A 26530-nucleotide genomic window follows, 5' to 3' on the forward strand; every position below is an offset into this window, starting at 1 on the left:
TCCCCGAAAATGGCAAGAGCATGCCCGAAGCAGGGTAGGTTCAGGGGCGGAAACCGGTCCGGGTCTCGCCGGCTTCCAGAACGCGCTGGGCATGCTGCATGAAGTCAACCAGCAGGGGTCGGGTCTCGCGCGGATCGATGATTTCCTCCGCAAAGAAACTTTCCGCCGTCCGGAAGGGAGACCGGATGGCGTCGAACTTCCTGTAAAGCTGAGCCTTCAGGGCTTCGGGATCCTCAGCTTCTGACAGTTCCTTACGGAAGGCAGCTTCAATGCCGCCCGCCATAGGCAGGGAGCCCCAATCGCCGCTTGGCCAGCAATAGCGCCATTTGGTCCGGGACTGGTTCATCATGGCTGACCCGGCGAGCCCGTAAGCCTTGCGGATGACCACCGAGCAGACAGGTACGGTGGCTTGATAAACGGCTGTCATCGCGCGCACGCCTGCGCGGGTGACGCCGGCGGTCTCCGCCTTCACGCCGACGGCAAAGCCGGGGCAGTCCACAAAGTGAATAACAGGAAGGTGGAAGGTGGAGCAGAGGTCAATGTGACGGGTGACCTTGTCACACACATCTGCCGTCCAGGCGCCGTCGAGGAAGAAGGGATCGCCCGCCATGATGCCAACGGCGTGACCGTCAATTCGGGCAAGTCCGGTCACGATGCCCCGGCCCCAATAGGAACCCATCTCGAAAAAGCTGCCCTTATCGACCACGGCCTCGACGATGCGGCGCGGCTTGTAGGGTGTGCGGCCATCGTCCGGGACGATGGAAAGAAGGCTTTCTTCCTTCCGCTTGGGATCGTCTGCTGGCTGAATACGTTCAGGCAGGTGATGCACCGAAGGCGGGAGGTAGGACAGGAATTTCCGGGCCGCGATGAAAGCATCAGCTTCGGTATCGACGACATTGTCGACCGTGCCGTTCTGCCCTTGAATCTTCCAGCCGCCGAGTTCCTCCTTGGCGACATTTTCTCCCAGCGCGATGGCGACGGGCGGACCGGCTACGAAAACCTGGCTGAGTTCCTTTACCATGACGCTGAAGTGGCTGGCGGCGACCCGGCCGGCGCCCATGCCCGCACAAGGGCCGAGGGCCAGGGAAACGAACGGCACCTGCGTCAGGCCGTGAACGATCTCGTTCCAGCCGGGTGTTTCGGGAATGTAGGTGCGGGGATCTTTCTCCAGCATCTTGACCGAGCCGCCCCCGCCGGTGCCATCGATCATCTGGACAAGCGGCATCCGGTATTCGGCGGCCATCTTGATCGCCTGAACCATCTTTTGCCAGATGGAGGCGTCCGCCGCGCCGCCCCGCACGGTGAAGTCATCAGCCAGAATAACCGTTGGACGACCATCCAGCCGCGCCCGCCCCATGACGGAATTCGAGGGCATGAAGCCTGCCAACTCTTCATCCGCGCCGTAACTCGCCTTTCCGGCGATCTTGCCGATTTCATGGAAGCTGCCGGGGTCTGCCAGGAAGGCGACCCGCTCCCGAACCGTGAGTTTGCCGCGTCCGCGCTGGCGCGAAACCGGCTCCTCTCCCCCCATCTCCTCGGCCAGGCGTTCCCGGCGGCGGAGCTCTTCAATCGCTTTTTGCCAACTCATGCATGCCAGTTGATCGATGTGCCGCAAGGCGCGTCAAGGGATTCTTCTTGCCGCGTCCCGCCCGGTTTGCTTTATCCGCTACAGGTATCAATCCAAGGAGGAAGCCTGATGGATCTCGCCCAACTTACTGAGCGCGCAGCAGCAGCGGTTGCTGGCGGCAGCGATTTCAAGAAAAAAGTTAAATTCGACTTCGGCGGCGCCGGCAAGCTGTTCATCGACGGCGCCGCAGGCGTGGCCGACAATTCCGACAGCGCAGCTGACGCTACCATCTCGGTCAGCTGGGATGATTTCACCAAGCTCGCCGCCGGCGCGCTGGACCCGACCATGGCCTTCATGCAGGGCAAACTGAAAGTTGCCGGTGACATGTCCGTCGCCATGCAGCTCCAGTCCCTTATGAAGAAGCTCGCTGGCTGAGCCATCTGATCGAGATCGCTTGACGCATTGGGCCGCCCCGGGGAGACCTGCGGGCGGCTCATTTTTATGGCCCCTGGAGACCGTGGCATGGTGACATCCTCAAGCGACAGAAGCCGTCGGTTTGTCGAAGTGCCGGGGAACCCGGCGCCCCAGGGCGCGGAGATCGTCTGGTTTGAAGGGTCAGAAGGCCGGCGGCTGAGGGCCTGCATTGCCCCGGCGCTTGCGCCGACCAAGGTGCGCGGCACGGTTATCGTCTGTCCGGGGCGGACCGAGTTCATCGAGAAGTATTTCGAGGTTGGCCGAGAACTGCAGCAGATGGGCTTTGCGCTCGTCATTCTGGATTGGCCGGGGCAGGGCCTGTCTGACCGCCTGCTGCCGGACAGCAAGAAGGGTCATATTGACCGGTTCGAAACTTTCATGACGGCGTTGGCAAAGGGCCTTGAGGCGCTCGAAAGCCGGCTTCCCCGGCCTTACGTATCGCTCGCCCATTCGATGGGCGGGGCGATTGCGCTGGCCGCGATTGCCAAAGGCTTGGTGAAGGTGGAGGCCGCCGCCTTCTGCGCCCCCATGTGGGGACTGAAATCACCGTTCCTTGGAATGCGCTACCTTGTCTGGGCCATGCGGGCGACCGGCCGGTCTGGCGACTATGCCATGCAGCCCGGCCCGCCCGAGCGGTTTGAGACAAACATCGTGACCCATGACAAGCGCCGCTGGGATCTGCAACGGGCGTTGATTGATGCGCATCCAGATCTCGAGCTTGGCCCGATCACCTGGGGATGGCTTGGCGCGTCGCTCGACATCTTCTCGACCTTCTCCAAACCCAAGACACTGGCGACGGTGACGGTGCCTGTTTTCGTTGCCTCGGCGGGCGACGAAAAGCTGATCGACAATGCCGCTCATGCGCGCATCGCGGCGCGGCTCAAGGACTGCGAACACATTACCGTGGAGGGCGCCATGCACGAAATCCTGATGGAAACGGATGATCGCAGGGCGGAGTTCTGGGCCGGCTTTCAGAGACTATTGAAACGCGCGGGCATCTGACTTGGCGCAAGAAAAAGATAATGGGAGGAAACATTCATGGCGATCATTTCACTGTCGCGCATCATTGCTCACTGGGCCGCCCAGCAGCCGGCCAGAACAATTCTCAGCCATGAGGGCAGAGAGGTCAGCTGGTCCGAATTTGAGGCGCGCACCAATCGGCTTGCCCGCGCCTATCAGAAGCTCGGTGTGAAGCAGGATGATTTCGTCACGATTTCCCTGCCGAACGGGATCGAGTTCTTCGAGGCTTGTTTTGCAACATGGAAAGCCGGCGCAACACCTCAGCCGATATCCGCGCGCCTTCCGAAACTGGAACGCGATCAGATCGTGGAGATTGGCGCGCCAAGCCTCGTGGTTGGTGTTCCCGATGGGGAATATCCGCAGACGGCATGTGTTCTGCAGGGCTATCAGCCCGATGCAGACTTGTCAGACGCGCCGCTGCCGGAAGTGACCGCTGCCAGCTTCAAGGCGATGACGTCGGGCGGCTCGACCGGACGCCCAAAGCTGATCGTCTCCAAACAGCCTGCCGCATCCGATCCAGACGTACCCCTGCTGGAGATCCCCCAGCAGGGCAGCATGCTGATCCCCGGACCGCTCTATCATAACGGCCCGTTCCTCTGGGCCATGACGGCCCTGTTCAAGGGATGCACGATTGTCGTCACCACGCGGTTTGATGCCGAAGAAACCCTGAGGCTGATCGAGAAGCACAAGATCGATGTCGTCTACACCGTGCCGACCATGATGCGCCGCATCTGGGCCCTGCCCGAGGACGTGCGGTCGGCCTATGATCTTTCCAGTCTGAAATCCCTTTGGCATCTGGCGGCCCCGTGCCCGGCCTGGCTGAAGGAATGCTTCATCGAATGGCTCGGTGCGGAGGTGATCTGGGAACTCTATGGCGGCACGGAAGGGCAGGGGTCGACAACCATTCAGGGTACGGAATGGCTGAAGCATAAAGGGTCGGTCGGCAAGCCGGTGGAGACCTGCGAGATGAAGATCGTCGGCGAGGATGGCCAGACCTTACCGCCACGCGAGGTGGGCGAGGTATTCATTCGCCCGCTAGCGGGCGCCGGCACCACCTATCGCTATATCGGCGCGGACGCGAAGGCCATCGATGGTGGCTGGGAAAGCCTGGGAGACCTCGGCTGGATGGACGAGGACGGCTACCTTTACCTCTCCGACCGGCTGTCTGACATGGTGATCGTTGGCGGCGCCAATATCTATCCGGCAGAGGTGGAAGCCGCGATCGAGGCTTATCCCGGGGTCAGATCGTCAGCCGTCATCGGATTGCCGGATGAGGACATGGGCGCGCGGCTCCACGCCGTGATCGACCGGCCGGAGGGGCCGGTGGAGGAGGTCGTCATGCTTGCGCATCTCGCCGAGCGCCTGGTCCGTTACAAGATCCCGAAAAGCTTCGAATACACCGCCGAAGCGGTGCGGGATGATGCCGGCAAGGTCCGCCGCAAGGCTTTACGCGAGGCAAGGCTCGCCGCTTCCTCTTGACTTCCCCAAGGGCGCTATAGGTCCCGTCCTGCCACATCCAGGGAGGACAAGACATGAAAGTAGCAGCCGTAAAGAAGCCCGGCGGGCTTCAGAACCTCGTGATCGAGACGCGGGACGACCCGAAGCCGAAGGCTGGAGAAGTTCTGGTCCGCGTACGCGCGAGCTCACTCAACTATCACGACTTCGCCGTCGTGCTGGGCGGCATCCCGACGCCGGATGGCCGCATTCCGATGTCGGATGGCGCCTGCGAAGTCGTCGCTGTTGGCGAAGGTGTCACCAAATGGAAAGTGGGTGACAAGGTCATCTCGCTTTTCTTCCCCGGCTGGCAGTCAGGCCAGATCGAAGCAGCGGGATTTGCCAGCGTTCCTGGCGACGGCGCTGACGGCTTTGGCGCCGAACTCGTCGCCGCGCCTGAGACCGCGTTCACGCGCATGCCGGCTGGCTGGAGCTTTGAGGAAGCAGCCACACTTCCCTGCGCGGCGCTGACCGCCTGGCGCGGCATGTTCGTGGAGACCAAGACCAAGCCAGGTGACTGGGTGCTGGTTCAGGGCACGGGCGGGGTTTCCATCTTCGCGCTGCAATTTGCCAAGATGGCCGGGGCCCGCGTAATTGCGACGTCCTCGTCCAATGAGAAGATGGAACGTCTGAAAGCGCTCGGCGCCGATCACGTCATCAATTACAAGGAAACCCCGGAATGGGGCCGCAAGGCCTTCGAGTTGACCGGTGGCCGCGGCGTTGACGAAGTGGTCGAGATCGGCGGACCGGGCACCATGGCCCAGTCCATCAATGCGTGCCGTCCGGGCGGGCATATCTCGCTGATCGGTGTGCTCACCGGCGTGTCGGGGGAGGTGCCAACCGCCGCTCTGTTCTCCCGCAACATCACGGTGTCCGGCATCACGGTCGGTTCACGCCGCCATCAGGAAGACATGGTGGATGCCATCGAAGCCTCGAACATGCGTCCAATTATCGACAGCAAGTTCCCGCTGGATCAGATCGCCGCCGCCTTTGCCCATCAGGCAAGCCAGAAGCATTTCGGCAAGATCGTCCTGACGATCTGACCTTCAGCGAAAACGTGACGCGCAGAACGCCCGCCTATTCGGCGGGCGTTTCTTTTATGCGCAGGTCCTCAATGAGGCTGTCACCGTCTGCGGTTTCGGGATCCCCGTTTGCCTTGTGGATGCCATACACCACACCCGACAGCAGCAGGATGGCAAGCAGATTGGGCAGGGCCATGGAGGCGTTGGCAATATCGCCAAACAACCAGACGATGTTCACCTCGGCCATCGCGCCGATGAAAATGATGATCACCCAGATGTAGCGGAAGGGCTTCGTCGCCCATTCGCCGACGAGAAAAGTCACGGCCTGTTCGGCATAGTAGGACCATCCGATGATCGTGGTGAATGCAAAGAGGGCAAGACACAGGGTCACGAGCCATCCGCCGACCGGTCCGGGAACGGCGTCGGTGAAGGCCTGATTGGTCAGCGTCGCCGGGTTGTGGCCCTCCGCCATCCACATATGGGTCGTGGTTTCACCTGCCCATTCCTTGAACTGCGCCGCCGTGGCCCAGCTGCCCTCGGCGGTCAGGATGACGAGCGCGGTCATGGTGCAGAGGACCATCGTATCAATGAAGACACCGATCATGGCGATCTCGCCCTGCTTGGCGGGGTTTTTCATCTGCGAGGCAGCGTGCGCGATCGGGGCGGAGCCCTGGCCGGCTTCGTTCGAGAACAGGCCGCGCGCCACACCAAAGCGAATCGCAGAGAGAACGGCGTAGCCTGCGAGGCCGCCGGCGGCCTGGTTCAGGCCAAAGGCGGAAGAGAAGATCATCCCGAAAGCGCCGGGAATGTATTGCAAGTTGAGAAGCAGGATAACGATACAGGCGATAATGTAGAGGGCGGCCATCGTCGGCACGAGGCTGCCCGCCACGCGGCCAATGGATTTGATGCCGCCCACGATCACGGCGAAGACCAGGCCCGCCAGAATGAGGCCCAGCACCCAGAGCGGAATGCCGATACCGCCATCCGAAAACGCCGAATGAATGTTCGCTGTCAGGCTGTTGGCCTGGATCATGCCGCCGGTGGCCGTAGTGGAGAACAATGTGCCGACGCAGAAAATCGCGGCCAGCCAGGTCCAGTTCTTTCCGAGGCCTTTCTTGATGTAATACATCGGGCCGCCATTGATGCGGCCGTATTCATCAATCTCGCGGTATTTGATTGCCAGCGAGCTTTCGGCGAAGGCGAGCGCCATGCCGAAGATTGCCGTTACCCACATCCAGAAGATTGCCCCGGGGCCGCCCAGCGTCAGGGCGGTGGCCACGCCAACGATGTTACCTGTGCCAACCTGGCCGGAAAGAGCTGTGGAGAGTGCCTGGAAGGGCGTGATGGCGGCAGGATCGCCATTGCCCTTGCGGCCTTTCCAGACCTCAACGAGGGCTGGGATAAACCGGAGCAGGGGCCGGCCGCCAAGGCGAAGCATGAAATAAAGGCCAGTCCCGAGCAGAATAACGGCGATAGGGCCGACAGGCAGAACCTGTTCCCCGCCCCATTCTCCGCCCCAGATGAAGCCGCTGACATTGTGTACGCCAGTCTCTAGGCTGGCATAGAAATTTTCGAACATGAACAGAGGGCCTCCCCGGCGCCAAAGGTGTCAATTTGGGGGCACACTAGCCCGCTTCTCTCACCTGTGAAGCCTAAAGCTGCTGTAGGTCGTGCCGCGTGGAGGAAGGTTCTTTCAGCTTGCCCGCTTTTGAGGCATAAGCCGCCAGATGACCGGCACCCCCGAAGAAAAGAGCCTGAAGGGCCTGTTTATCAGGACCTATGGCTGCCAGATGAATGTGTATGATTCCGAGCGCATCCGCGATGTGCTGCGGCCCTTGGGCTATGCGCCCGTGGAAGCCCCGGAAGCGGCCGATCTCGTGGTCGTTAACACCTGCCATATCCGCGAGAAGGCGACCGAGAAGGTCTATTCCGAACTTGGCCAGCTCAAGCGCATGAAGGAAGCCTCCGGCGGGCGCATGACGATTGCCGTGGCCGGATGCGTTGCCCAGGCCGAAGGCGAGGAGCTTATCCGCCGCCAGCCCGCCGTGGACCTGGTGCTTGGCCCGCAGGCCTATCACAAGCTGCCGGAAATGATCGCCCGCGCCAGCCGCGCCATCGGCGACCGTCTGGAAACCGAATTCGACACCATCGAGAAGTTCGATGCCCTGCCCAAGACCCGTGAGGCCGATGGGCCCACAGCGTTCGTCTCGGTGCAGGAAGGCTGTGACAAGTTCTGCACCTTCTGTGTGGTGCCCTATACGCGCGGCGCTGAAATCTCCCGCCGCGTGGACGATATCGTCTTCGAAACCCGCAGCCTTGCCTCGCAGGGCGTGCGTGAGATCACCCTGCTTGGCCAGAACGTGAATGCGTTCCATGGCCCGGCACCGGTGATCGAGGGCGGGGATGATTGGACGCTTGGCCAGCTTTGCCGGCATTTGTCCAAAATCGGCGGCATTGAGCGCATCCGCTACACCACCAGCCATCCGCGCGACATGGATGATGACCTGATCTCCGCTCATGGAGATACACCGGCGCTGATGCCGTTCCTGCATCTGCCGGTTCAGTCAGGCTCTGACCGCATTCTCAAGGCCATGAACCGAGGGCACACCGCCGACCACTACCGGGACATCATTGCCCGTGTGCGCCAGGCGCGGCCCGACATCGCCATCGCCTCAGATTTCATCATCGGCTTCCCAGGCGAGAGCGACGCAGACTTCGAGGCGACGATGCAGCTTGTCCGGGATATTGGCTACGCCATTGCCTATTCCTTCAAATACTCCTCTCGCCCCGGCACACCGGCCGCCGAAATGCATGGGCATCTCTCCGAAGTGGTAAAGGACGAGCGGCTTCAAGCCCTGCAGGGTCTGCTGCGGGAGCAGCAGACCGAGTTCAATGCGTCGCAGATCGGCAAATCGCTGCCTGTTCTGGTAACCGGCAAAGGCCGCAACCCGGGGCAGATGCATGGCCGCTCGCCTTATCTGCAAGCGGTGCATTTCGAGGGACCGGAAAGCCTCAATGGGAAGATCGTGGACGTGAAAGTTGTCGGCGCCAGCCTCAATTCGCTTACCGGTGAACTGATGCGCGTGCGTGAGGCGGTCCTGTGACCGGGAAACGCCGATCCCCTTCAGAGCCCGAAGCGAAAACCGTCAGCCGTCTCTATGAGGTGCGCGAGGCCGAACGTCTGCGCGATCTCTGTGGGCCGCATCACCGGCATCTGACCCTTCTGGAAACCCGGCTCAAAGCCTACGGGCTGCAGGCCGAAAGCCAGGGCGGCGGCATCCGGCTGAGCGGCACGGATGAGGGCGTATCCATCGCTGAAGCCGCGCTCGCGGATTTTGAGCGCCGCCTGCGTGGCGGCGGCGAGCCCAGTGAAATGGAGCTGGACGGCGCTCTGCAGGCGGCCCAGTCGCCCACCCAATCCTTCTCTGCCCTGCGCGGCCTGAAGAAGTCTGTCACCGCGATGACCCGCGGCCAGGCGAAATATCTGGATGTGCTGGCGAACCCTGACAATGCGCTGGTTTTTGGCGTCGGCCCTGCCGGTACAGGCAAGACATACCTTGCCGTGGCCACCGGCGTTGCCGAACTCAATGCCGGCATCCGCCAGCGCCTCATCGTCACGCGGCCGGCCGTTGAAGCAGGCGAAAAGCTCGGCTTCCTGCCCGGCACGCTGGAAGAGAAGGTCGACCCCTACATGCTGCCCATCTGGGACAGCCTGCGCGAACTGATGGGGCAGGAGCAGATGGAGCGCCGGATGGCGCGCGGGGAAATCGAAGTGGCCCCGATCGCCTTCATGCGCGGCCGCACCCTGAAGAATGCGTTCGTGATCGTTGACGAAGCGCAGAATACAACGGCTGCTCAGATGAAAATGGTGCTGACCCGTCTGGGCCGCGACAGCCGCATGGTCATTACCGGCGATCCCGATCAGGTGGACCTTCCGGGCAATCAGGAGTCCGGCCTCAAACAGGCATTGCGGATCCTGGAGCGGGTTGAGGGCATCTCGGTTCAACGGCTGACGGCTGCTGATGTGGTCCGCCATGGGTTGGTCAGCCGGATCATCGACGCCTACGCCGCCGCGGGGCAGGGCTGAGACCGCCATGATCAATTTCGACCTTATTGTCGAGGATGACAGTTGGAGCGCGCTGGGAGATCTCGACGCGCTTTGCCGCAAAGCCTTTGACGCTGCCCGCGCGGTTGCCCCTGTGGACGAGGGCAATCTGGCGCTTCTGCTGACCGGGGACGACACCCTTCACCAGCTCAACCGCGAGTTTCGCGGGAAGGACAAGCCGACCGATGTGCTTTCCTTCCCCTCGCTGCCAATGGACCGGCCTTTCCTCGGTGACATCGCTGTCGCCCTGGGCGTTTCGGCAAATGACGCCGAAATTCAGGGGAAGAAGCTGGCAGACCACCTTGTTCATCTGCTGATCCATGGATACCTGCACCTCCTCGGATTCGATCACGAGACGGATGAAGAAGCCTCAGAAATGGAAGCGTTGGAAATAAAGGCGCTTGCAACCCTCGGCATAGCTAATCCATACCAGACTGACTGACCGGAAATGAGCGATTCAGACCCCTCCGACGCGGCCCCTTCTGGCCGATTGCGTAGCTTCTTCGGATTCCGGAAGAAGGCGGCAGAACCTGTGAATACCGGCAGGGATGCCGAGCCAACCGATGCGCCACAGGTCATGCGGCTACGGCTTGCCGAGTTCGAAGAATTGCGCGTTGACGACGTGATGGTGCCCCGGGCCGACATCAAGGCTGTGGAAGCGGGGATCGACTTCCAGGAACTTCTGGAGGTCTTCGCAGAAGTTACCCACTCGCGCCTCCCGGTCTTCCGGGAAACGCTGGATGATCCGATCGGCTTTGTTCACATCAAGGATCTTGTGACCGAACTGGCCAAAGGCGGAACGCCGCCCCGCCGCCCGCTGGAGCGAATGCACCGGGAAGTGCTCTACGTTCCCCCCTCGATGAAGCTGACCGATCTTCTGGTGAAGATGCAGGCGACCCGCATTCATCTGGCGTTGGTTGTGGACGAGTATGGCGGCACCGATGGTTTGCTGACGCTGGAAGATCTCGTTGAAGTTATCGTCGGTGACATCGAAGACGAACACGATGATGAAGAGGCGATGTTCGTGCGCCGCAGCCCCCGTTTGTGGGAGGCTGATGCACGCATGGAGATCGAGGATTTCCAGGAAGAGTCCGGGGTGGACCTCAGCCTGGATGATCTGGATGCGGACATTGATACGCTGGGCGGCGTGGCCTTTGCCCTTGCCGGGAAGGTTCCGGCCAGGGGGGAAGTTCTGCGCCATCCGGGCGGAACAGAGATTGAAATCGTTGATGCGGACTCGCGGCGCGTTCGCCGCCTGCGTCTGCGTCTGCCAGAGCCCCCGCCGCAGCCTGCTGCCGAGGAGTAGAGTTAAATGAGCAAAGCTGTGCGCAGCCATGGATTCACTGCGCTTGGGCCTTTGCATGAGGCCTTCGCGCGCCTTTCGGGGCTGCCGGCTCTGGCTGCTGCGTTTGCGCTCGGCGCGCTGTCTGCGGTCGCCTTCGCGCCCTTTCATTTCAGCGCCGTGCTGGTCATTTCCTTCACCGGCATTGTCTGGATGATTGACGGCGCGCGCGCCCAGGCCCGCTGGGGCAGGGCGGTGTTTCTGCGCGGATGGGCCTTCGGAACGGGTTTCTTCCTGATCAGCCTTCACTGGACGGCCATGCCTTTCCTGGTCGATCCGGCGCGGACGATCTGGTTCATCTGGATGCCGCTGATTCTGCTGCCGGCAGGCATGGCGATCATCTGGGGCGTCTTCACCGCCATGGCAGGCGCATTCTGGTCGGCCTCACCCTCGCGCGTTTTCATCTTCTCCCTCTTCTTCGCCCTTGCGGAGTTTACCCGGGGCCATCTCTTCGGCGGCTTCCCCTGGAATCTTCCGGGCACGACCTGGATTCCGGGCGGTGCGCTTTCGCAGGCCGCGTCCCTGGGCGGCGTTTACTGGCTGACCCTGATGACCGTGTTCATCATGGCTTCGCCGGCTGCGCTGGTTGATACGCGCGACGCGCGCGGTATTCCGGTTCGGGTCGCGCCCGCGCTGGTTTCTGTCGTGGCGCTTGCGCTCGGCTGGGCCTGGGGGGCAAACCGCACCGAAGAAACCTCTCCGCTCACCGATCAGGCGGTTGTGGTGATGGACGCGGGCGTTCCGCAGGACAAATGGGACACGCTGGGGCCTGATCCGGTTCTTTATGAATACCTGCGTATGCTGACCTATCCTGACAGCCGTCCGGGCGACATCGTCGTCTGGCCCGAAGCGGCGGTGCCAGCCTATTTGCTGCAGGACGCCAACGCGCTGGACGCGATTGCAGCCTATATCGGCCAGCGCAAGCTGATCGCAGGCACGACGCGCTATGAGCTGACGACCACTGACAGCCGGACATATTATAACAGCCTCGCGGTGATGGATGAGACCGTCAATCAGACCGGGCCGCTGGCGCTTTATGACAAGCACCGGCTTGTCCCGTTCGGCGAACTCGCTGCCATCAATTTCATTCCCTATGGGCCCCAGCTCAGCGGGATGCTGCCGCCGACGGTCCAGCGGCTTGCCGCAGATGGGTTCCGGCCAGGGGCCGGGGCCACCGCGATCGATACGGGCGGCCTGCCGGCCTTTGTCGCGCTGATCTGTTATGAAGGCCTGTTCCCGGAAATCTCGCGCGGCGTGAACCTGACTGACCGGGCGCAGTGGATGGTCCTGATCTCCAATGATGCCTGGTTCGGGCGCGGGATGGGGCCAGCGCAGCATTACGCCCAGAACCGCTACCGCTCGATCGAGACGGGCCTGCCCCTGGTTCGGGCGGCTAATCGGGGCACGTCCGGCATTGTGGACGGCTATGGCCGCGAGATCATGCGGACCATTCCGGCTGAAACGGCGCCGGAGGGCTGGTCGACATCATATGGCCGGGCGCGGCTGCCCGTGGCCGCCGAAGTGACCCTGTTCCAGAGCCGGATTGGCGCGGCACTGTTCTGGATTTCGCTCTGCTTGTTCGCGCTACTGGCCTTCGCGACCTGGAGACGGTAAGGGCATCTCTTTGCGGAAATGCGCGGCGCGCCCAGGATCAGGTCATGTCAGAAAGCAAATTGCCGAGTGATATTGACCGCATCGTCGGAGAAAACATCTACCGCCAGCGCCGCAGGCTGAAACTCACACAGGAAAGACTGGGCGAATTGCTGGGTCTGACCTTTCAGCAGGTGCAAAAGTACGAAAAGGGCGTGAACCGGGTTTCCGCCGGCCGCTTGTATGAGATTGCGAACGTGCTGGAAGTTCCCGTCGGCTTCTTCTTCGAAGGGGCCGGTGCGCCCTCCTTCCGGGAAGCACCGGGATTGGCCGAGGACACCGAGGAGCCCCGCATCGCGATTTTGTCCGATGAGGTGCTTCAACTGATCGACGCTTTCCAAAAGATCAATGACGCCTCCTTGCGCCGCTCCCTGCTGGCCACCATTCAGGCGGCCGCCTCGGCCTTTGAAACCCGCGCAACGCAGCAGGAACAGTATGAGCAGTAGCGCAGAAGACAGCCAGTTCCGGGACCGGCCGCTGCGCAGTTTTGGCCGGACAGGCGGGCGCCCTCTCTCTCCCCGGCAGAAAACGCTGATGGCTGAGACGCTGGATGCCTGGCGTATCCTTGAGGGCGAAGACCCCATTGATCTTGCTGGGATTTTCCCGGGAATGACGGCCTTTTGGCTGGAAATCGGTTTTGGCGGCGCCGAGCATATGATCGCTCAGGCAGGCCGCAGTCCGGACACCGGCATCGTCGGCTGCGAACCCTTTCTCGAAGGGGTGGCCAAGGCCCTTGCCGGGATTGAGGATACGGGCGCCGGCAATATTCGCCTCTGGCCGGATGACGCGCGCCCGCTGATCGCGCGCCTGCCGGATCAGAGCCTTGACCGGACCTTCATCCTTTTTCCGGACCCATGGCCCAAGCGTCGCCAGCATAAGCGCAGGCTGGTGCAGCCGGCATTCCTGGACGCGCTCTACCCGAAACTGAAGCCCGGCGGCCATCTCCGCTTTGCCACGGATGTGAAAAGCTATGCCGATGAAGCGTTGCTGACTTTCCTCACCGATGGCCGCTTTGAATGGCTGGCGCAGGCCGCCGATGACTGGCGCGTTTCCCCGGCTGATCATGTGACGACCCGCTACGAATCCAAGCAGCTGGGGGATTGCCGGCCGGTCTGGTTCGACTTCCGGATTCGCTGATCTGACGGTGGTTCTTGACGAAAACCCCCGTACATGCGCAAATCTAGGCTATCGAAACCGGTCGGTCTGAATATCAAGACCCCGTCAGACCGACGGCAATGACTTTCCCTCCTCCGAGTTTCGACAGGCACCGCAAGGCGTAATTCCGCGTCTGCGCGGCCGACGGAACGGCAAAGGAAAGCCATTATGGCAACCGGCAAAGTAAAATGGTTCAACGATCAGAAGGGCTTCGGCTTCATCAAGCCGGATGATGGCGGCTCGGACGTTTTCGTCCACATTTCTGCTGTCGAGCGCTCGGGCCTCAAAACCCTCGCTGAGAACCAGTCGATCTCCTACGAGCTCTACAAAGACGAGCGCCGCGGCAAGACCTCGGCTGTGGACCTGAAAGTCCTCTAAGTCTTTATCTGACCTCCTCGGGAACAGATCGCGGCGGCTTCCGGAAGGAAGCCGCCGTTTGCTTTTGGGTTTCTCTGCAGACCCGGCACACACCCCCTCGACATCCCTATCAATTGCGACTATCTAGCCGCCAAGTCGAAATATATCGGCGGCGGGTCCGGAAACGGGTCCGCCGCTTTTCGTTAGCCCGGAGCCTGCCCCCTACTCATGATCGTTCTGACCGAACAGGAACGCCGTCTTCTTTCGCTGGTCCAGCCTGTGGCTGAGGGCATCGGGATGGAAATCGTGCGCCTGCGCGTCCAGGGAGGGCGCCGCCCGCACCTGCAGATCATGGCCGAACGGGCAGGGGGCGCGCCCACGGATGTGGAAGATTGCGCACGGCTTTCGCGGGCGCTTTCGCCCACGCTGGACGCCGCAGACCCGATTTCCGAAGCCTATACGCTGGAAGTATCAACGCCGGGCATCGACCGGCCGCTGACGCGCCCCGGCGACTTTGCCCGCTGGATCGGCCATGCCGTGAAGATTGAACTGGCGCGCCCGATTGATGGCCGCCGCCGCTTCACCGGCGTCATCACCGGCGAAGACCAGGACGGCGCCCATATCGAGCTTGACGATGAGACCGAACTCGTTGCGGGCATTCACGAAATGAGCCGGGCGAGCCTCGTGCTCACGGACGAATTGATTGAAGCCGCACGCGCTGCCGGGAACCTGCCGCCGCAGCCGGAAGATGATGAAGAATCCCTCGCCGATTTCGAGATCGACGAGTCCGAAGACGAAGATGAAGAGACAGGAGATGTCCAATGAGCGCCATCGGCGTTTCAGCCAACCGGCTTGAAATCCTGCAGATCGCCAAGGCGGTTGCCGAGGAGAAGTCGATTGACCAGCGTATCGTCATCGAGGCGATGCAGGAGGCAATCGAAAAGGCCGCCAAGGCCAAGTACGGCCAGGAGCATGACATCCGGGCCCGGATCGATGCGGCGACCGGCGAACAGACGCTGTGGCGCGTGCAGACGGTTGTGGCCGATGAAGAGTTCGAAGACGAAGCCAAGCAGCTGCGCCTCTCTGAAGCCAAGCGGATCGACTCCTCGCTGGAGCCGGGCAGCGAGCTGAAGGAAGAACTGCCGCCGTTCGATTTCGGCCGCGTGGCGGCCCAGACCGCCAAGCAGGTGATCACGCAGAAAGTGCGCGATGCCGAGCGTGAGCGCCAGTATAATGAATACAAGGACCGTGTTGGCGAGATTGTCTCCGGCATCGTCAAGCGCGTCGAGTATGGCCATGTGATCGTCGATCTCGGCCGCGCCGAAGGCATCATCCGCCGCAATGACGGTATCCCGCGCGAGAACTTCCAGCCGAACGACCGCGTCCGGGCTTACCTCTACAAGGTGAGCCGCGAAGTGAAGGGCCCTCAGATATTCCTGTCGCGCGCAGCGCCGGACTTCATGCGCAAGCTGTTCGCCCAAGAAGTGCCGGAAGTCTATGAAGGTGTCATTCAGATCAAGGCTTGTGCCCGCGATCCGGGTAGCCGCGCCAAGATCGGCGTGATCTCCAATGACAGTTCGATCGATCCGGTCGGCGCCTGTGTCGGTATGCGCGGCGCGCGTGTCCAGGCGGTTGTCGGCGAGCTTTCGGGCGAGAAGATCGACATCATCCCGTGGAGCTTCGACGCGGCAACGTTCATCGTGAACGCGCTGCAGCCGGCAGAAGTCTCAAAGGTTGTGCTCGATGAAGATGAGCGCCGGGTTGAGGTTGTCGTGGCCGACGACCAGTTCCCGCTCGCCATCGGCCGCCGCGGTCAGAACGTGCGTCTGGCCTCCCAGCTTACCGGCTGGCAAATCGACCTGATTACCGAGTCGGCAGATTCCGAGCGCTTCCAGAAGGAATTCCAGGAGCGTACCGAACTCTTCATGAAAGCTCTGGATGCGGATGAAACGCTTGCCCAGCTGCTGGCCTCTGAAGGTTTCGAGTCGGTTGAAGAGATCGCCTATGTCGCCCCGGATGATTTCATCACGATCGAGGGTTTCGACACCGATGTGGCCGAAGAGCTGCAGGAGCGCGCCCGCGAATATCTTGAGCGCGTCGCCGCCGAAAACGATGCCAAGCGCCGGGAACTCGGCGTGACGGACGAAGTCATGGCGCTGGAAGGCATGACGCCGTCCTTTGCCGTGAAGCTCGGCCAGGAAGGCGTGACGAGGGTTGAGGATGTCGCCGGTCTCGTGCCCGATGACATCACCGGCTATCGCGAGCCGGGTCCGGACGGGAAACCCGTCTGGGTCGAGGGCATCCTCAAGAAAGGCGAAATGCGCAAGGACGACGCCAATCTGTTCGTGATGAAGGCGCGCGTTGCAGCTGGCTGGATCGAGCCGGAAGCCATCGAGGAAATGCTGGCGCAGCAACAGTCGACTGAAGCAGCCCCTGAGCTGACCGAAGAGGAGCGTGCGCTCCTTGCCCTCGGTGAGCTGGGCAATTCGGGCGATGATGATGAAGAGGAAGAGGCCCTTGCCGAGGAACTCGGCATTGATCTCTCCGAGCTTGAATCGGAGGGCGGCGATGACGAAGCCGCATCCCGAGAGTGATCCGCGCCTGATCGCAGACAATTCGGAAGATGGTCCGGGCGAGGAGGATGCCTCCTCGCCCGAGCGCCAGTGCGCGGTTACTCGCGAGCGGCTGCCGAAGGCGGCCATGCTGCGCTTTGTGCTCTCGCCTGATGGTGTTGTGACGCCGGACATTCAGGAGCGCCTGCCGGGCAGGGGCGTCTGGGTGAAGGCTGACCGGGGCGCGGTTGAGATTGCCACCAAGAAGGGGGCTTTCGCGCGCGGGTTCAAATCTCAGGTCACGGTGCCTGAGGGGCTCGCCGATCTGGTCGAGCGCCTGTTGCTCAAGCGCTGTGTCGACACGCTGGGCCTTGCGCGCAAGGCCGGGCAGGCCATATGCGGATATGATCAGGTGCGCGATGCGCTGCGGGATGGATTCCCGGCCTTCCTGCTTGAAGCGGCCGATGGTGCGGAAGATGGCCGCTCGAAGGTATATTTTCTCGCAAAAGCCCTATATAGCGACGTGAAAGTCGCCGGAGCGCTCAGCGCACCGGAATTGGGCATGGCATTTGGACGCGACCGTGTGATACACGGGCTCGTCCGTAGGGGGCCCATCGCGGATTCCTGGGAGATCGCCTATCGGCGCCTCACCGGATTTCGGGAGGCACCAGAGCTGACCTGGTTCCAGGAAACGGGCCGATAACGGAAACTGCCGGAACACAGAGGTGTTTCGGTGTAATGTGTGATATGTAGGACGAATGAGCGATACGAACGATCAAGGCAATTCCGGCGGGCGCAAGCCGTTGACTGTGGTGCGGAAGACCTCCGGCACGGTCAAGCAGAGCTTCAGCCATGGGCGCTCCAAACAGGTGGTCGTCGAGACCAAGAAGCGCCGCCCGGTGTCTGCCGGGGGCGGGCAGGGTGGCGGCGACGCTGGCCCGGCAACGCCGTCTGCTGCCGACGCAATGGAAGCAAAGCTGGTCGCGCTCGCTGCCAAGCTCGGGATCACGGTTGCCGAACTCAAAGCCCGGCAGAAGGTGCTCGAGCAGCGCAAGGCCGAAGAGGCCGCGCGCGCAAAGGATAATGAGCGCGAGAAGGCCGCCCAGGATCGCCTGCGCAACGAACAGGAACGCAAGCAGCAAGAAGCGCGGGAACGCGAAGAGGCCGAGGCGCGCCGCCGGGCTGAGGAGGAGGCTGCCAAGATAGCCGCCGAGGCAGCTGCCCGTGAGCAGCGCGTGGAACGTCCTACGAAGTCGGCTCGCCCCGCACCTGCCGTTCAGACCCCTCCGGCCGCCGGAGCAGAAGAAGCCGATGCCGGGCGTCCCAAGCGGGGCGGCGGAAGCCCCAGCAAGCCAGCGCGCGACGATCGCGCCGAGCGTGCCCGGGAAGTGGCCACCAAGGCGTCGCGCGATGCCGGTGAACGCCGCCGTGGCAAGCTGACGATTGCTTCGGCCCTGGGGGACGATGCAGACCGTCAGCGGTCGCTCGCCTCGGTCCGCCGGGCGCGCGAGCGGGAGCGCGAACGCCGTATTGGCGGCGCCGATCACCGCGACAAGGTTTCGATCGAAGTCACGCTGCCGGAAACGATCACCCTCCAGGATCTCGCCCAGCGTATGAACGAGCGCGTCGCTGACGTCGTGAAATTCATGTTCAAGCAAGGCGAAATGCTGCGCGGCAACGATATCATCGACGCCGACATGGCAGAGCTGATCGCTGGCGAATTCGGCCACACCGTGAAGCGCGTCTCTGAAGCCGACGTTGAAATCGGCCTTGAGGGCGCGGACGACCGTGAGGAAGATCTGCAGCCGCGCGCGCCGATCGTCACCATCATGGGCCACGTCGACCACGGCAAGACCTCGCTGCTCGACGCGCTCCGCAAGACGGACGTGGCTGGCGGAGAGGCTGGCGGCATCACCCAGCATATCGGCGCCTATCAGGTTCAGCTGAAATCCGGCGAGCGGATCACGTTCCTGGATACTCCTGGCCACGCCGCCTTCACGGCGATGCGCGCCCGCGGTGCCAACGCCACCGATATCGCCGTTCTGGTGGTTGCGGCGGACGATTCCATCAAGCCGCAGACGATTGAGTCCATCAGCCATGCCAAGGCGGCCGGTGTGCCCATCGTTGTGGCAATCACCAAGTCTGACCTGCATGACGCCAACCCGGACAAGGTCATCACCGACCTTCTGCAACATGACATTCAGGTCGAATCCATGGGGGGCACGACGCAGGCCGTGAAAGTGTCGGCCAAGACCGGCTTTGGTCTTGATGAACTGACCGATGCGATTTCGCTGCAGGCCGAAGTGCTCGAACTGAAAGCCAACCCCAACCGCCCCGCCGATGGCGTGGTGATCGAGAGCAAGCTCGACAAGGGCCGCGGCCCGGTCGCTACGGTTCTGGTCAAACGCGGTACGCTCAAGCGCGGCGACATCGTCGTTGCAGGCGGCAATTGGGGCAAGGTGCGCGCGCTCGTCGATGAGCGTGGCCAACAGCTTGCCGATGCCGGTCCGTCGCTTCCGGTGGAAGTGCTCGGTCTGGACGGGGCGCCTGATCCTGGTGACGTGTTTGTCGTGGTCGAGAACGAGTCCCGCGCCCGCGAGATCACGGAATACCGTGTCCGGACGAAGCGCCAGATTGCCGGCAACGCATCTGTCGCAGCCCGTGCATCGCTTGACCAGCTGATGAACCGTCTCAAGGATGGTGCCGTCGAGACCAGCGAACTGCCGATCGTTCTCAAGGGCGACGTGCAGGGGTCTGTCGAGGCGATCACCATGTCGCTCGACAAGATTTCGACCGAAGAAGTCCGCGCCAAGGTCATCCACGGCGCTGTCGGCGGTATCTCCGAATCCGATGTTCTGCTCGCCCGTTCGTCGGGTGCGCCGATCTTCGCGTTCAACGTCCGCGCCAACAAACAGGCGCGTGACCTGGCCGAGCGTGAAGGCGTCGAGATCCGCTACTATTCGGTGATCTACGATCTGCTCGACGATGTGAAATCGACGCTGTCGGGCATGCTCGCCCCGGAGAAGCGGGAGACCTTCCTCGGCTATGCCGATATTCTGGAAGTGTTCAACATCACCAAGGTTGGCAAGGTTGCCGGCTGCCGGATTTCCGAAGGCAAGGTCATGCGGGGCTGCGGCGTGCGCCTGCTGCGCGACAACGTCGTTATCCACGAAGGCAAGCTCAAGACGCTCAAGCGCTTCAAGGACGAAGTGTCCGAGGTCAATGCCGGTATGGAATGCGGTATGGCGTTCGAGCGCTATGACGATATCCGCGTCGGCGACAAGATCGAGTGCTTCCAGGTCGAGGAAATCGCAAGAACGCTTGCGTAACCCTTCGATATGGCTCGCCGCCCGACACCTCCCGGTTTACCTTCCCAGCGCCAGTTGCGCGCTGGGGAGATTATCCGTCACGCCCTCGCCGAGATCATCTCGCGCGAGGACTTCCGCGATCCCGATCTGGCCAATGTGATTGTCACGGTCGGCGAGGTCCGCTGCTCGCCCGATCTCAAGCATGCCAATATCTTTGTCACGCCGCTGGGCGACGAGTCGGAGGAGGGGCGCAAGCGTCTCACCGAAGCGCTGACCCGCGCGAAGGGATTCCTGCGGGCGCGGCTGGGGCGCGAGATCGACATGAAGTTCACGCCCGAGCTGCATTTCATCGCGGACGCTTCTTATGATGAGGCAACCGCAATAGACAGGCTGCTGGCCGATCCACGCGTGCGCCGCGATGTGGACAGCCAGGACTGAAGGCAGGCGGCCGCCGTCTTTCTGCCTTTTTGCTTTGTCATTTGACAAGGAGGGGTGGCCCTGCCAGCCCTTCATATTGGGCAATCGGGGCTCAGAATGGACCGACAGACACTCGACATGGAAGGCGCCCGCCAGGGCGAGGTGTCCGCCGCATCGCTGCAGATGGGCGACGATACAATCGCGATCCGCCGGATTGCGACCATGTCTGTCGAGCGCCACGAGTTTGCCCCCTGGGATACCCCGCGCAATCGCAAGACGCAGAGCGTCTATGCCACCTTGTGTGTCTCTCTCCTGTTCTTCGGCCTGTTGGGCCTGGGTTGGTGGGCTCTGCGCCCGGCGCAGGGCGATGGAGTGATCGGTCTCTTTGCCGGCATCGGCATGCTGTTTCTCGGCGTTCTGCTGGGTATTCGGGCGGCCATGATTGCCGTGATGCTGAAGAAGCGTGAGCCTTACTACCGCCTGCTGATTGGCACCTCCGACGCCCGGCAGATCCCGCTGGTGGACAATAATCGCGATGTTCTGGTGAAGATCCGCGATGTGGTACGCCACAAGATGGATACGGGGGATACGACCATCACCGGCGATTTCGATCTCAACCTTGATGTCGTAAACCTGCGTTTGCCCAAGGGCGCTGGGCTGGGGGCCGCGGCGCCGACCAAGCCGGAGCCTGCCCAGGAAGACGACGTTTTTGAAGGCCCGCGCATCACTTTCTGAGCCTTTTTGCCGTGCGCTGCAGCCAGCCCCGTTGACGCGGCGGTGCCAGCGCGCATAAGCCCGCCCGCAACATGAGCCCTTTGCCGGCTGCGCGTTCGAACCGCCAGACTGGCCAGCCCGGAGAATACCAGTGTCCCGCCAACGTAAGCGCAAAGGCGAGCCCATCACGGGCTGGATCAATCTTTTCAAGCCTGTGGACATGACCTCGACCCAGGCGGTGGCAATCATCAAGCGGCTCTACAATGCCGACAAGGTGGGCCATGGCGGCACGCTTGATCCGCTGGCGGACGGTATCCTTCCCATCGCGCTCGGCCAGGCGACGAAGACTGTCCAATGGGCGATGGACGCGCATAAGGAATATGTCTTCACCATTCGCTGGGGCATCTCGACTGCCAGCCAGGACGCCGAAGCCGATGTGGTGGCCACCTCCGATGTGCGCCCGGACCGGGCAGCCATCGAAGCTGCGCTGAAGCGCTATATCGGGACCATCCAGCAGGTGCCGCCGAAATATTCCGCCATCAAGGTGGCGGGCGAACGCGCCTATGACCTGGCGCGGGAAGGCGAAGCGTTCGAGCTGGAAGCGCGCGAGGTGGATGTGCACGCCGCCAGTGTGATCGGTATGCCGGACGCGGATCATACGGTGATCCACGTCGTCTCGGGCAAGGGTTTCTATGTCCGCGCCCTGGCGCGGGATCTCGCCAACGATCTCGGCGCGGAGGGTCATATCACCCAGCTGCGGCGCAACCGCGTGGGCGCCTTCGGGGCGCAATCGGCCGTTTCCATCGCCGACCTTGAGGCCCTGAAGGAGGACAAGCCCGCCCTGATGGCGAAGCTGCAGCCATTGCATTCGGTGCTTTCTGGCATGCCGCAGGTGCAGATCAGCCCGCATGACGCCGCCAACATCCGCCAGGGGCGCTCGATTGTCCTCCTGCCGCATGTGGTGGAAGGCTGGCGCGCCGGCCGCAGCGATGAGGACGACCGGGTTGCCCTTGCCCTTGTAGGGGAGGAGGCAATCGCGCTGGGCGAGGTTCGTGCCGGCCGGTTCGAACCGGTGCGCGTGTTCGCCGGATAGTCCGTTGTCGGATGTCTGGCAGACCCTGTGTTCCTGTGCCTTTGGCCAGACTGGCAGCGCCATCCGGGGGCGGATCAGTTCGGGGGGCTCTTGACGTGGAGCCTGCGCGGCGGGCGCCGCGGCGCCCGGTTGGTTTGGTTTTGTGTTGCGAAGTGGGCGCTTTCGCCCGCCGCGCACTGCCAACCGGAGTTTCGGGCAGTTTTCAGGATGAGTTCGGCGTTGCGGGGCCTTGACCGCCCCTCGGGCAATCGCAGTGCGATTGCTGATCCTCGGAGCCCCTCACGCTCGTGACCCTCCTGCTTTCACAGAAGGCGGGCCAGCCGGGATTCTCAACCGCCCCCCCCCCAAAAAAAACGGCACCGGTGCGGCTCCTGTGGGAGGCGCCCTGCAATCCGTGAGAAGGTCCCGCTTCTGCGGCCGCTGCGCGGCCTTGGCCGGGATGATACGAGGGGCGCGGGGCGTGTTGGATAGGGCGGGGGTTTGTCCCACAGTGGGGGGCTTACTGCCAGCTTTGTTTGGAGAGGGGTTTGACGGTCTTGAGAATATAAGTACTTTGCAAATCAAAGTTATTGAGGAAAATGATGTCATGACCCGTTCGCACAGCCTGGCCGAAGACCTGAGCTATATTCGAGACCTTGCTGAAGCCGGGCAGAATGCGCCGCTTCTGGGGGGGCGGTTTCTGGTGATGTGGGGCGCGCTGATAACGTTGGCCTATACCGGGCATTTTCTGATCGCGGCGGAGATGGCTGGTCTCGGGCCTGATGCATTCTGGATGCTTTGGTGCGGCGTTGCCGGGATTGGGGTGCTGGGACAGATTGTGCTTTCACTGAAGTTTCCAGCAAAGCCGGGTGCAGCCTCGACCGGAAACCGTATCCAGGCAGATCTCTGGACAGTGTCGGGCTTCTTCCTCTTCGCTTACTTTGCCGGGGTGATCGGCCGGATCGTTATTTTCGGCACCGGGTTGGAAGGATTTGTGTGGTCTGTTCCCATGGTGATCGGGCTCTATGGTATTGGACAGCTCGTCACCGGCCTCATGACGCAGCGCGGCACGCTAAAATTTGCTGGAGTGGCCGCGCTTCTCGCGGCTGCCTTGGCAGGTGTATTGTCCGGGACACATTATGTCTGGCTGGTTGGCGCGGCAGCGGCCTTCCTGGCGGTTTTCATTCCCGGGATCATGATGATGCGGGCTGAGCCCTCTGAAACGGTCTGAAGGGGGGCGCGCCATGAGCGAGGACAACCCCTTCGACCATAATGACATTGACGATGTGATCCATGGGCGGCTGCGCCTGGGTGTGATGGCATATCTTTCCTCTGTCAGCCCGGCGGTGTTCGGGGAATTGAGAGACAAGGTGGGCGCGACGGATGGCAACCTGTCTACTCATCTGAAGAAGCTGGAAGAGGCAGGTTATGTGCAACAGGAAAAGCGGTTTGTGGGCAAGAAGCCCCAGACGCGCGTGTTCCTGACGGACACGGGCCGCAAGGCGTGGCTGATATGGATCGCGCGGATGGAAGCGATCATGAAGGCAGCCGAATAGGCAAGAAGGAAAAGCCCCCTCAGCGGAGCGCCGAGGGGGCTTTGCCGTTCTTAAAGTGGTCGTCTCAGTAGAAGATGGCGGCTGCGAAGAAGGCGAAGAATGCGCCGATCACCAGAAAGGCGACACTCAGCCCCCAGACAATCCAGCTGACTTTTCGCGCTCGCGCGCAGGCCGCTGCCTTCGCCCGCTCTACCGGGCAGGGCAGGCTGCGGGCATGCCATTGCCAGAGGCCGGAGATAGCCAGCATGGCGGCGGCAATACCGAAGACAAGTTCCTTGTTTCTGCCAAGCCATGTGATCTGCGGCACAGCCTCGATCAACCCGGCCATCACCGCGCCGGCGCCAAGGCTGACGAGCAGGGCGGGCAGGGCGCAGCAGATGAGCGTTCCGGTCGAGGTGAACAGTGACAGGAAAGCCGGCAGGGTGCTTGGGGGGCGGATTTCGTCCGTATCCGTCATTCGGCAGCCTCCCGCTCGATTGAGGTCAGGGAATAGCCCGATTTGCGGATGAGCTTTTCAATGGCAGCGTCATCCATGCTCTGGCCAGGCTTCATCGAGATGTGGATTTCGCCGCTGTCGAGGTCTACATGCACGCCCTTCACGGCGGCTTCCTTCTTGAAGACTTTCTGGATGGATTGGGCGCAGAAGTCGCACACAAGCCCGTTCACATGGGCGGTGACGAATTCCCCCTTGGCCTGCTGGGCGGCTGCGGCGGGCGCATCCGGAGCGGCGAGCGCGGGCGCGGCAGAAAGACCAAGGAGGGCGGCGAGGGTGAGTGTTTTGAAGGTTTTCATGATGGGTATCCTTTAGAAACGATAGATCCAGTTGAGGAGAAAGCGGTCTTCTTCGAGGGTGTATCCTGCCTCCACGAGGAGGGGGCCTTCGAACAAGCGCAGGAGGGGTGTGACCTGGACGGGATTATCCGCCTCGGGATGATTTTCCACCTGGAGCATGGCCCAGGTATGGAGTTTCCCGAATTCGGCCACATAGGGCGCAACGCCGATCCGTGCGGCATGAGAGACCGACTGATCGAAGCCATAGTCCCGGGCCCGCACGTCATAGGAGACGAAGAGGCGCCGGGTTTCCCAGTCAGCCGAAAGGCCGGCAAAGCCGGCGGCTTTCTGGCCGCCATCGAACGCGTCGGCCGCGCCAGCGCCGAGCTTGATGTAGAGATTGCCCTGGCTTTGGGGCGCGTTCCAACGCTTGGCCAAGCGCGTGTATTGCAGGCCGGTGAAGGTGGCGTCCATCGACCAATTCTGCTCGGCCAGGAGACCGAGGGAGTCGGTGGCCGTGGGCGAATAGTGGACAAGCAAGGAGGAATACATCCCGTTATTGTCCTGCATTACCGTCCAGCCGCCTGCATAGGAGACGGGGCGCGCGCTGGCAGGCGCGGCTAGCGCTGCGAGGGCAAGCCCCGCAACAATGAGTTTAGGTGGCATGAGCCGTTTGTCCTGTCTGTTGATTGATCCGGTGGCGGATGATCGACAGGTCAGGCTTTCGGGGGGGGCGGCTCGGGGATCAGCGTGCGCGAGGGGGCACGGGCGTCCAGCGGGAAGCTGGCGGGAAGGGAGAAGGCGGGGGCGGCGGCTTGCGGCAAGGCGGGGGCCGGCAGCGCGGCAAGCACGGCCGGGCAGCAGCAGATGCCGTCAGCCGCAGGCGCCTTGCCTGGCATATCACCAGAAGGGTGTTCTGGCGCGGCTTCGGCCATCATGTCGCAATGATCATGGGAGGCGCCTGCTTCCACGGGCGCGCTGGCCGTCATGGACTTCATCCCATCCTGCACATGGCAGGGGCTCGCATGGGCGGCAAGGCCACCGGCGATCATCAGCCATAGGCTGAGGGAGAGAAGGAGAATGCGTGCCAGCATCGCAGAGGAAAGTGCCGTGGTCTGCCCGAAGCGTCAAATAAACTTATTGTGCGGTCCAGCCGCCATCGATGGAGAGGTCTGCCCCGTTGATCTGAGCGGCGGCGGGGGAGCAGAGGAAGCGGGCAAAGGCGGCGACTTCCTCGGCGGTGACGAATTCCTTGGTCGGCTGGGCGGCGAGAAGGACATCATTCTTGACCTGTTCCTCGGTCATGCCGCGGGCCTTGGCGGTGTCGGCGATCTGGCCTTCGACCAGGGGGGTGAAGACATAGCCGGGGCAGATGGTGTTGCAGCGGACGCCATGGATAGCGCCTTCCAGCGCCGTCGTCTTGGTGAGCCCGGAAAGGCCGTGCTTGGCCGCGACATAGGCCGATTTGAAGGGGGAGGCGACCTTGGCATGGGCCGAGCCCATATTGAGGATGCGGCCCCACTTTTTCGATTTCATGTAGGGCAGGGCGAGCCGGGTAGTGTGGAAGGCGGCTGACAGGTTCAGCGCGATGATCAGGTTCCACTTGTCGACCGGGAACTCGTCAATCGGGGCGACGAATTGCGTGCCGGCATTGTTCACGAGAATGTCGACGCCGCCAAACGTATCGGCGGCTTCCCGCATCATTGCCTCAATGGCGTCTGGTTTTGTCAGGTCTGCGCCGGAGAAGGTGGCTTTTACTTTATGATCCTTTTCGATGCCGGCGCGAAGTGTCTCGATCTCCTTTGCGTCACCGAAACCGTTCAGCACGATGTTAGCCCCGCCGGCTGCAAGCTGCAGCGCGATGGCCTTACCGATGCCGCTGGTTGAGCCTGTAATGAGGGCAGTTTTTCCGGCGAGCATGTTCCTCTCTCCTTGAGGCTGGGGGGCGCACTCG

At 62.3% G+C, this 26530-nt stretch carries 28 protein-coding genes; 21 read left to right on the top strand and 7 right to left on the bottom strand.

Annotated elements, in window-relative coordinates; all coding sequences use genetic code 11:
* Window positions 1–40: 40 nt before the first annotated feature.
* Window positions 41–1588 carry an acyl-CoA carboxylase subunit beta gene (locus tag HPO_RS09640; RefSeq protein ID WP_035597724.1) on the bottom strand — a complete coding sequence of 516 codons (1548 nt, stop codon included), beginning with the start codon at window positions 1586–1588 and terminating at the stop codon, window positions 41–43.
* A gap of 108 nt (window positions 1589–1696) precedes the next feature.
* On the opposite strand from HPO_RS09640, the gene HPO_RS09645 reads away from it, so the two are divergent.
* The 4 genes from HPO_RS09645 (at window position 1697) to HPO_RS09660 (ending at window position 5598) form a co-directional block, all read left to right on the top strand.
* A complete protein-coding gene (locus tag HPO_RS09645; RefSeq protein WP_035597726.1) occupies window positions 1697–2002 on the top strand; it encodes an SCP2 sterol-binding domain-containing protein in 306 nt (101 codons plus the stop codon).
* Window positions 2003–2089: 87 nt separating this feature from the next.
* Window positions 2090–3043, top strand: coding sequence for an alpha/beta fold hydrolase (locus HPO_RS09650; protein WP_035597728.1), 954 nt, complete (start codon window positions 2090–2092; stop codon window positions 3041–3043).
* Window positions 3044–3079: 36 nt separating this feature from the next.
* Window positions 3080–4540 (top strand): AMP-binding protein, encoded by a 1461-nt coding sequence (locus tag HPO_RS09655; RefSeq protein WP_035597729.1) that lies wholly within the window; start codon window positions 3080–3082, stop codon window positions 4538–4540.
* Window positions 4541–4593: 53 nt separating this feature from the next.
* Entirely contained in the window at window positions 4594–5598 is a 1005-nt protein-coding gene (locus HPO_RS09660; protein WP_035597732.1) for a zinc-dependent alcohol dehydrogenase family protein, read from the top strand.
* Window positions 5599–5632: 34 nt separating this feature from the next.
* On the opposite strand, the gene HPO_RS09665 is transcribed toward HPO_RS09660, so the two are convergent.
* Window positions 5633–7156 (bottom strand): alanine/glycine:cation symporter family protein, encoded by a 1524-nt coding sequence (locus HPO_RS09665; protein ID WP_035597735.1) that lies wholly within the window; start codon window positions 7154–7156, stop codon window positions 5633–5635.
* A gap of 148 nt (window positions 7157–7304) precedes the next feature.
* Here HPO_RS09665 and miaB point away from each other — a divergent pair, with 148 nt between their 5' ends.
* The 17 genes from miaB (at window position 7305) to HPO_RS09750 (ending at window position 23805) form a co-directional block, all read left to right on the top strand.
* Entirely contained in the window at window positions 7305–8681 is a 1377-nt protein-coding gene (gene miaB, locus HPO_RS09670) for a tRNA (N6-isopentenyl adenosine(37)-C2)-methylthiotransferase MiaB (protein WP_035597738.1), read from the top strand.
* On the top strand, window positions 8678–9664 hold the full coding sequence (locus tag HPO_RS09675; RefSeq protein WP_233349200.1) for a PhoH family protein: 987 nt from the start codon (window positions 8678–8680) through the stop codon (window positions 9662–9664). The genes miaB and HPO_RS09675 overlap by 4 nt, the downstream gene beginning before the upstream one ends.
* 7 nt (window positions 9665–9671) lie before the next feature.
* The gene (gene ybeY / locus HPO_RS09680; RefSeq protein WP_035597740.1) at window positions 9672–10124 is read left to right on the top strand and encodes an rRNA maturation RNase YbeY; all 453 of its coding nucleotides are present in this window, start codon (window positions 9672–9674) and stop codon (window positions 10122–10124) included.
* Between the two features lie 6 nt (window positions 10125–10130).
* Window positions 10131–10988 carry a CBS domain-containing protein gene (locus HPO_RS09685; RefSeq protein ID WP_035597743.1) on the top strand — a complete coding sequence of 286 codons (858 nt, stop codon included), beginning with the start codon at window positions 10131–10133 and terminating at the stop codon, window positions 10986–10988.
* A gap of 6 nt (window positions 10989–10994) precedes the next feature.
* Window positions 10995–12638: an apolipoprotein N-acyltransferase gene (lnt, locus tag HPO_RS09690; protein ID WP_035597746.1), complete on the top strand. Its 1644-nt coding sequence runs from the start codon at window positions 10995–10997 to the stop codon at window positions 12636–12638.
* A 44-nt stretch (window positions 12639–12682) separates the two neighbouring features.
* A complete protein-coding gene (locus HPO_RS09695) occupies window positions 12683–13120 on the top strand; it encodes a helix-turn-helix domain-containing protein (protein ID WP_035597749.1) in 438 nt (145 codons plus the stop codon).
* Window positions 13110–13811: a tRNA (guanosine(46)-N7)-methyltransferase TrmB gene (gene trmB, locus HPO_RS09700; RefSeq protein ID WP_051612495.1), complete on the top strand. Its 702-nt coding sequence runs from the start codon at window positions 13110–13112 to the stop codon at window positions 13809–13811. Before HPO_RS09695 ends, trmB begins: the two co-directional genes overlap by 11 nt.
* Before the next feature lie 186 nt (window positions 13812–13997).
* Entirely contained in the window at window positions 13998–14207 is a 210-nt protein-coding gene (locus HPO_RS09705; protein WP_035597751.1) for a cold-shock protein, read from the top strand.
* Window positions 14208–14414: 207 nt separating this feature from the next.
* Entirely contained in the window at window positions 14415–15011 is a 597-nt protein-coding gene (gene rimP, locus HPO_RS09710) for a ribosome maturation factor RimP (protein ID WP_035597754.1), read from the top strand.
* Entirely contained in the window at window positions 15008–16780 is a 1773-nt protein-coding gene (nusA, locus tag HPO_RS09715) for a transcription termination factor NusA (RefSeq protein ID WP_035597756.1), read from the top strand. Before rimP ends, nusA begins: the two co-directional genes overlap by 4 nt.
* On the top strand, window positions 16755–17441 hold the full coding sequence (locus HPO_RS09720) for an RNA-binding protein (protein ID WP_035597759.1): 687 nt from the start codon (window positions 16755–16757) through the stop codon (window positions 17439–17441). Before nusA ends, HPO_RS09720 begins: the two co-directional genes overlap by 26 nt.
* A gap of 55 nt (window positions 17442–17496) precedes the next feature.
* Entirely contained in the window at window positions 17497–20067 is a 2571-nt protein-coding gene (gene infB, locus HPO_RS09725; protein ID WP_035597762.1) for a translation initiation factor IF-2, read from the top strand.
* A gap of 9 nt (window positions 20068–20076) precedes the next feature.
* Entirely contained in the window at window positions 20077–20484 is a 408-nt protein-coding gene (gene rbfA, locus HPO_RS09730) for a 30S ribosome-binding factor RbfA (RefSeq protein ID WP_035597764.1), read from the top strand.
* Window positions 20485–20580: 96 nt separating this feature from the next.
* Window positions 20581–21198 carry a hypothetical protein gene (locus tag HPO_RS09735; protein WP_157532760.1) on the top strand — a complete coding sequence of 206 codons (618 nt, stop codon included), beginning with the start codon at window positions 20581–20583 and terminating at the stop codon, window positions 21196–21198.
* A 130-nt stretch (window positions 21199–21328) separates the two neighbouring features.
* Window positions 21329–22270: a tRNA pseudouridine(55) synthase TruB gene (gene truB / locus HPO_RS09740; protein WP_035597772.1), complete on the top strand. Its 942-nt coding sequence runs from the start codon at window positions 21329–21331 to the stop codon at window positions 22268–22270.
* Between the two features lie 586 nt (window positions 22271–22856).
* A complete protein-coding gene (locus HPO_RS09745; protein ID WP_114106741.1) occupies window positions 22857–23480 on the top strand; it encodes a hypothetical protein in 624 nt (207 codons plus the stop codon).
* Between the two features lie 13 nt (window positions 23481–23493).
* Window positions 23494–23805, top strand: coding sequence for a winged helix-turn-helix domain-containing protein (locus HPO_RS09750; RefSeq protein WP_035597776.1), 312 nt, complete (start codon window positions 23494–23496; stop codon window positions 23803–23805).
* Window positions 23806–23869: 64 nt separating this feature from the next.
* Here HPO_RS09750 and HPO_RS09755 read toward each other — a convergent pair whose 3' ends face one another.
* The 5 genes from HPO_RS09755 to HPO_RS09775 are packed head-to-tail and all read right to left on the bottom strand — an operon-like array spanning window position 23870 to window position 26496.
* Complete coding sequence (locus HPO_RS09755; protein WP_035597778.1) at window positions 23870–24262, bottom strand: hypothetical protein; 393 nt, start codon at window positions 24260–24262, stop codon at window positions 23870–23872.
* Window positions 24259–24597: a heavy-metal-associated domain-containing protein gene (locus HPO_RS09760; protein WP_051612496.1), complete on the bottom strand. Its 339-nt coding sequence runs from the start codon at window positions 24595–24597 to the stop codon at window positions 24259–24261. Before HPO_RS09760 ends, HPO_RS09755 begins: the two co-directional genes overlap by 4 nt.
* A gap of 12 nt (window positions 24598–24609) precedes the next feature.
* On the bottom strand, window positions 24610–25242 hold the full coding sequence (locus HPO_RS09765) for a hypothetical protein (RefSeq protein ID WP_035597780.1): 633 nt from the start codon (window positions 25240–25242) through the stop codon (window positions 24610–24612).
* 50 nt (window positions 25243–25292) lie between these two features.
* On the bottom strand, window positions 25293–25670 hold the full coding sequence (locus HPO_RS09770; protein ID WP_035597783.1) for a hypothetical protein: 378 nt from the start codon (window positions 25668–25670) through the stop codon (window positions 25293–25295).
* Between the two features lie 43 nt (window positions 25671–25713).
* On the bottom strand, window positions 25714–26496 hold the full coding sequence (locus tag HPO_RS09775) for a 3-hydroxybutyrate dehydrogenase (RefSeq protein ID WP_035597786.1): 783 nt from the start codon (window positions 26494–26496) through the stop codon (window positions 25714–25716).
* Window positions 26497–26530 lie beyond the last annotated feature (34 nt).

This window comes from Hyphomonas polymorpha PS728 (assembly GCF_000685315.1).
GTDB lineage: Bacteria > Pseudomonadota > Alphaproteobacteria > Caulobacterales > Hyphomonadaceae > Hyphomonas > Hyphomonas polymorpha.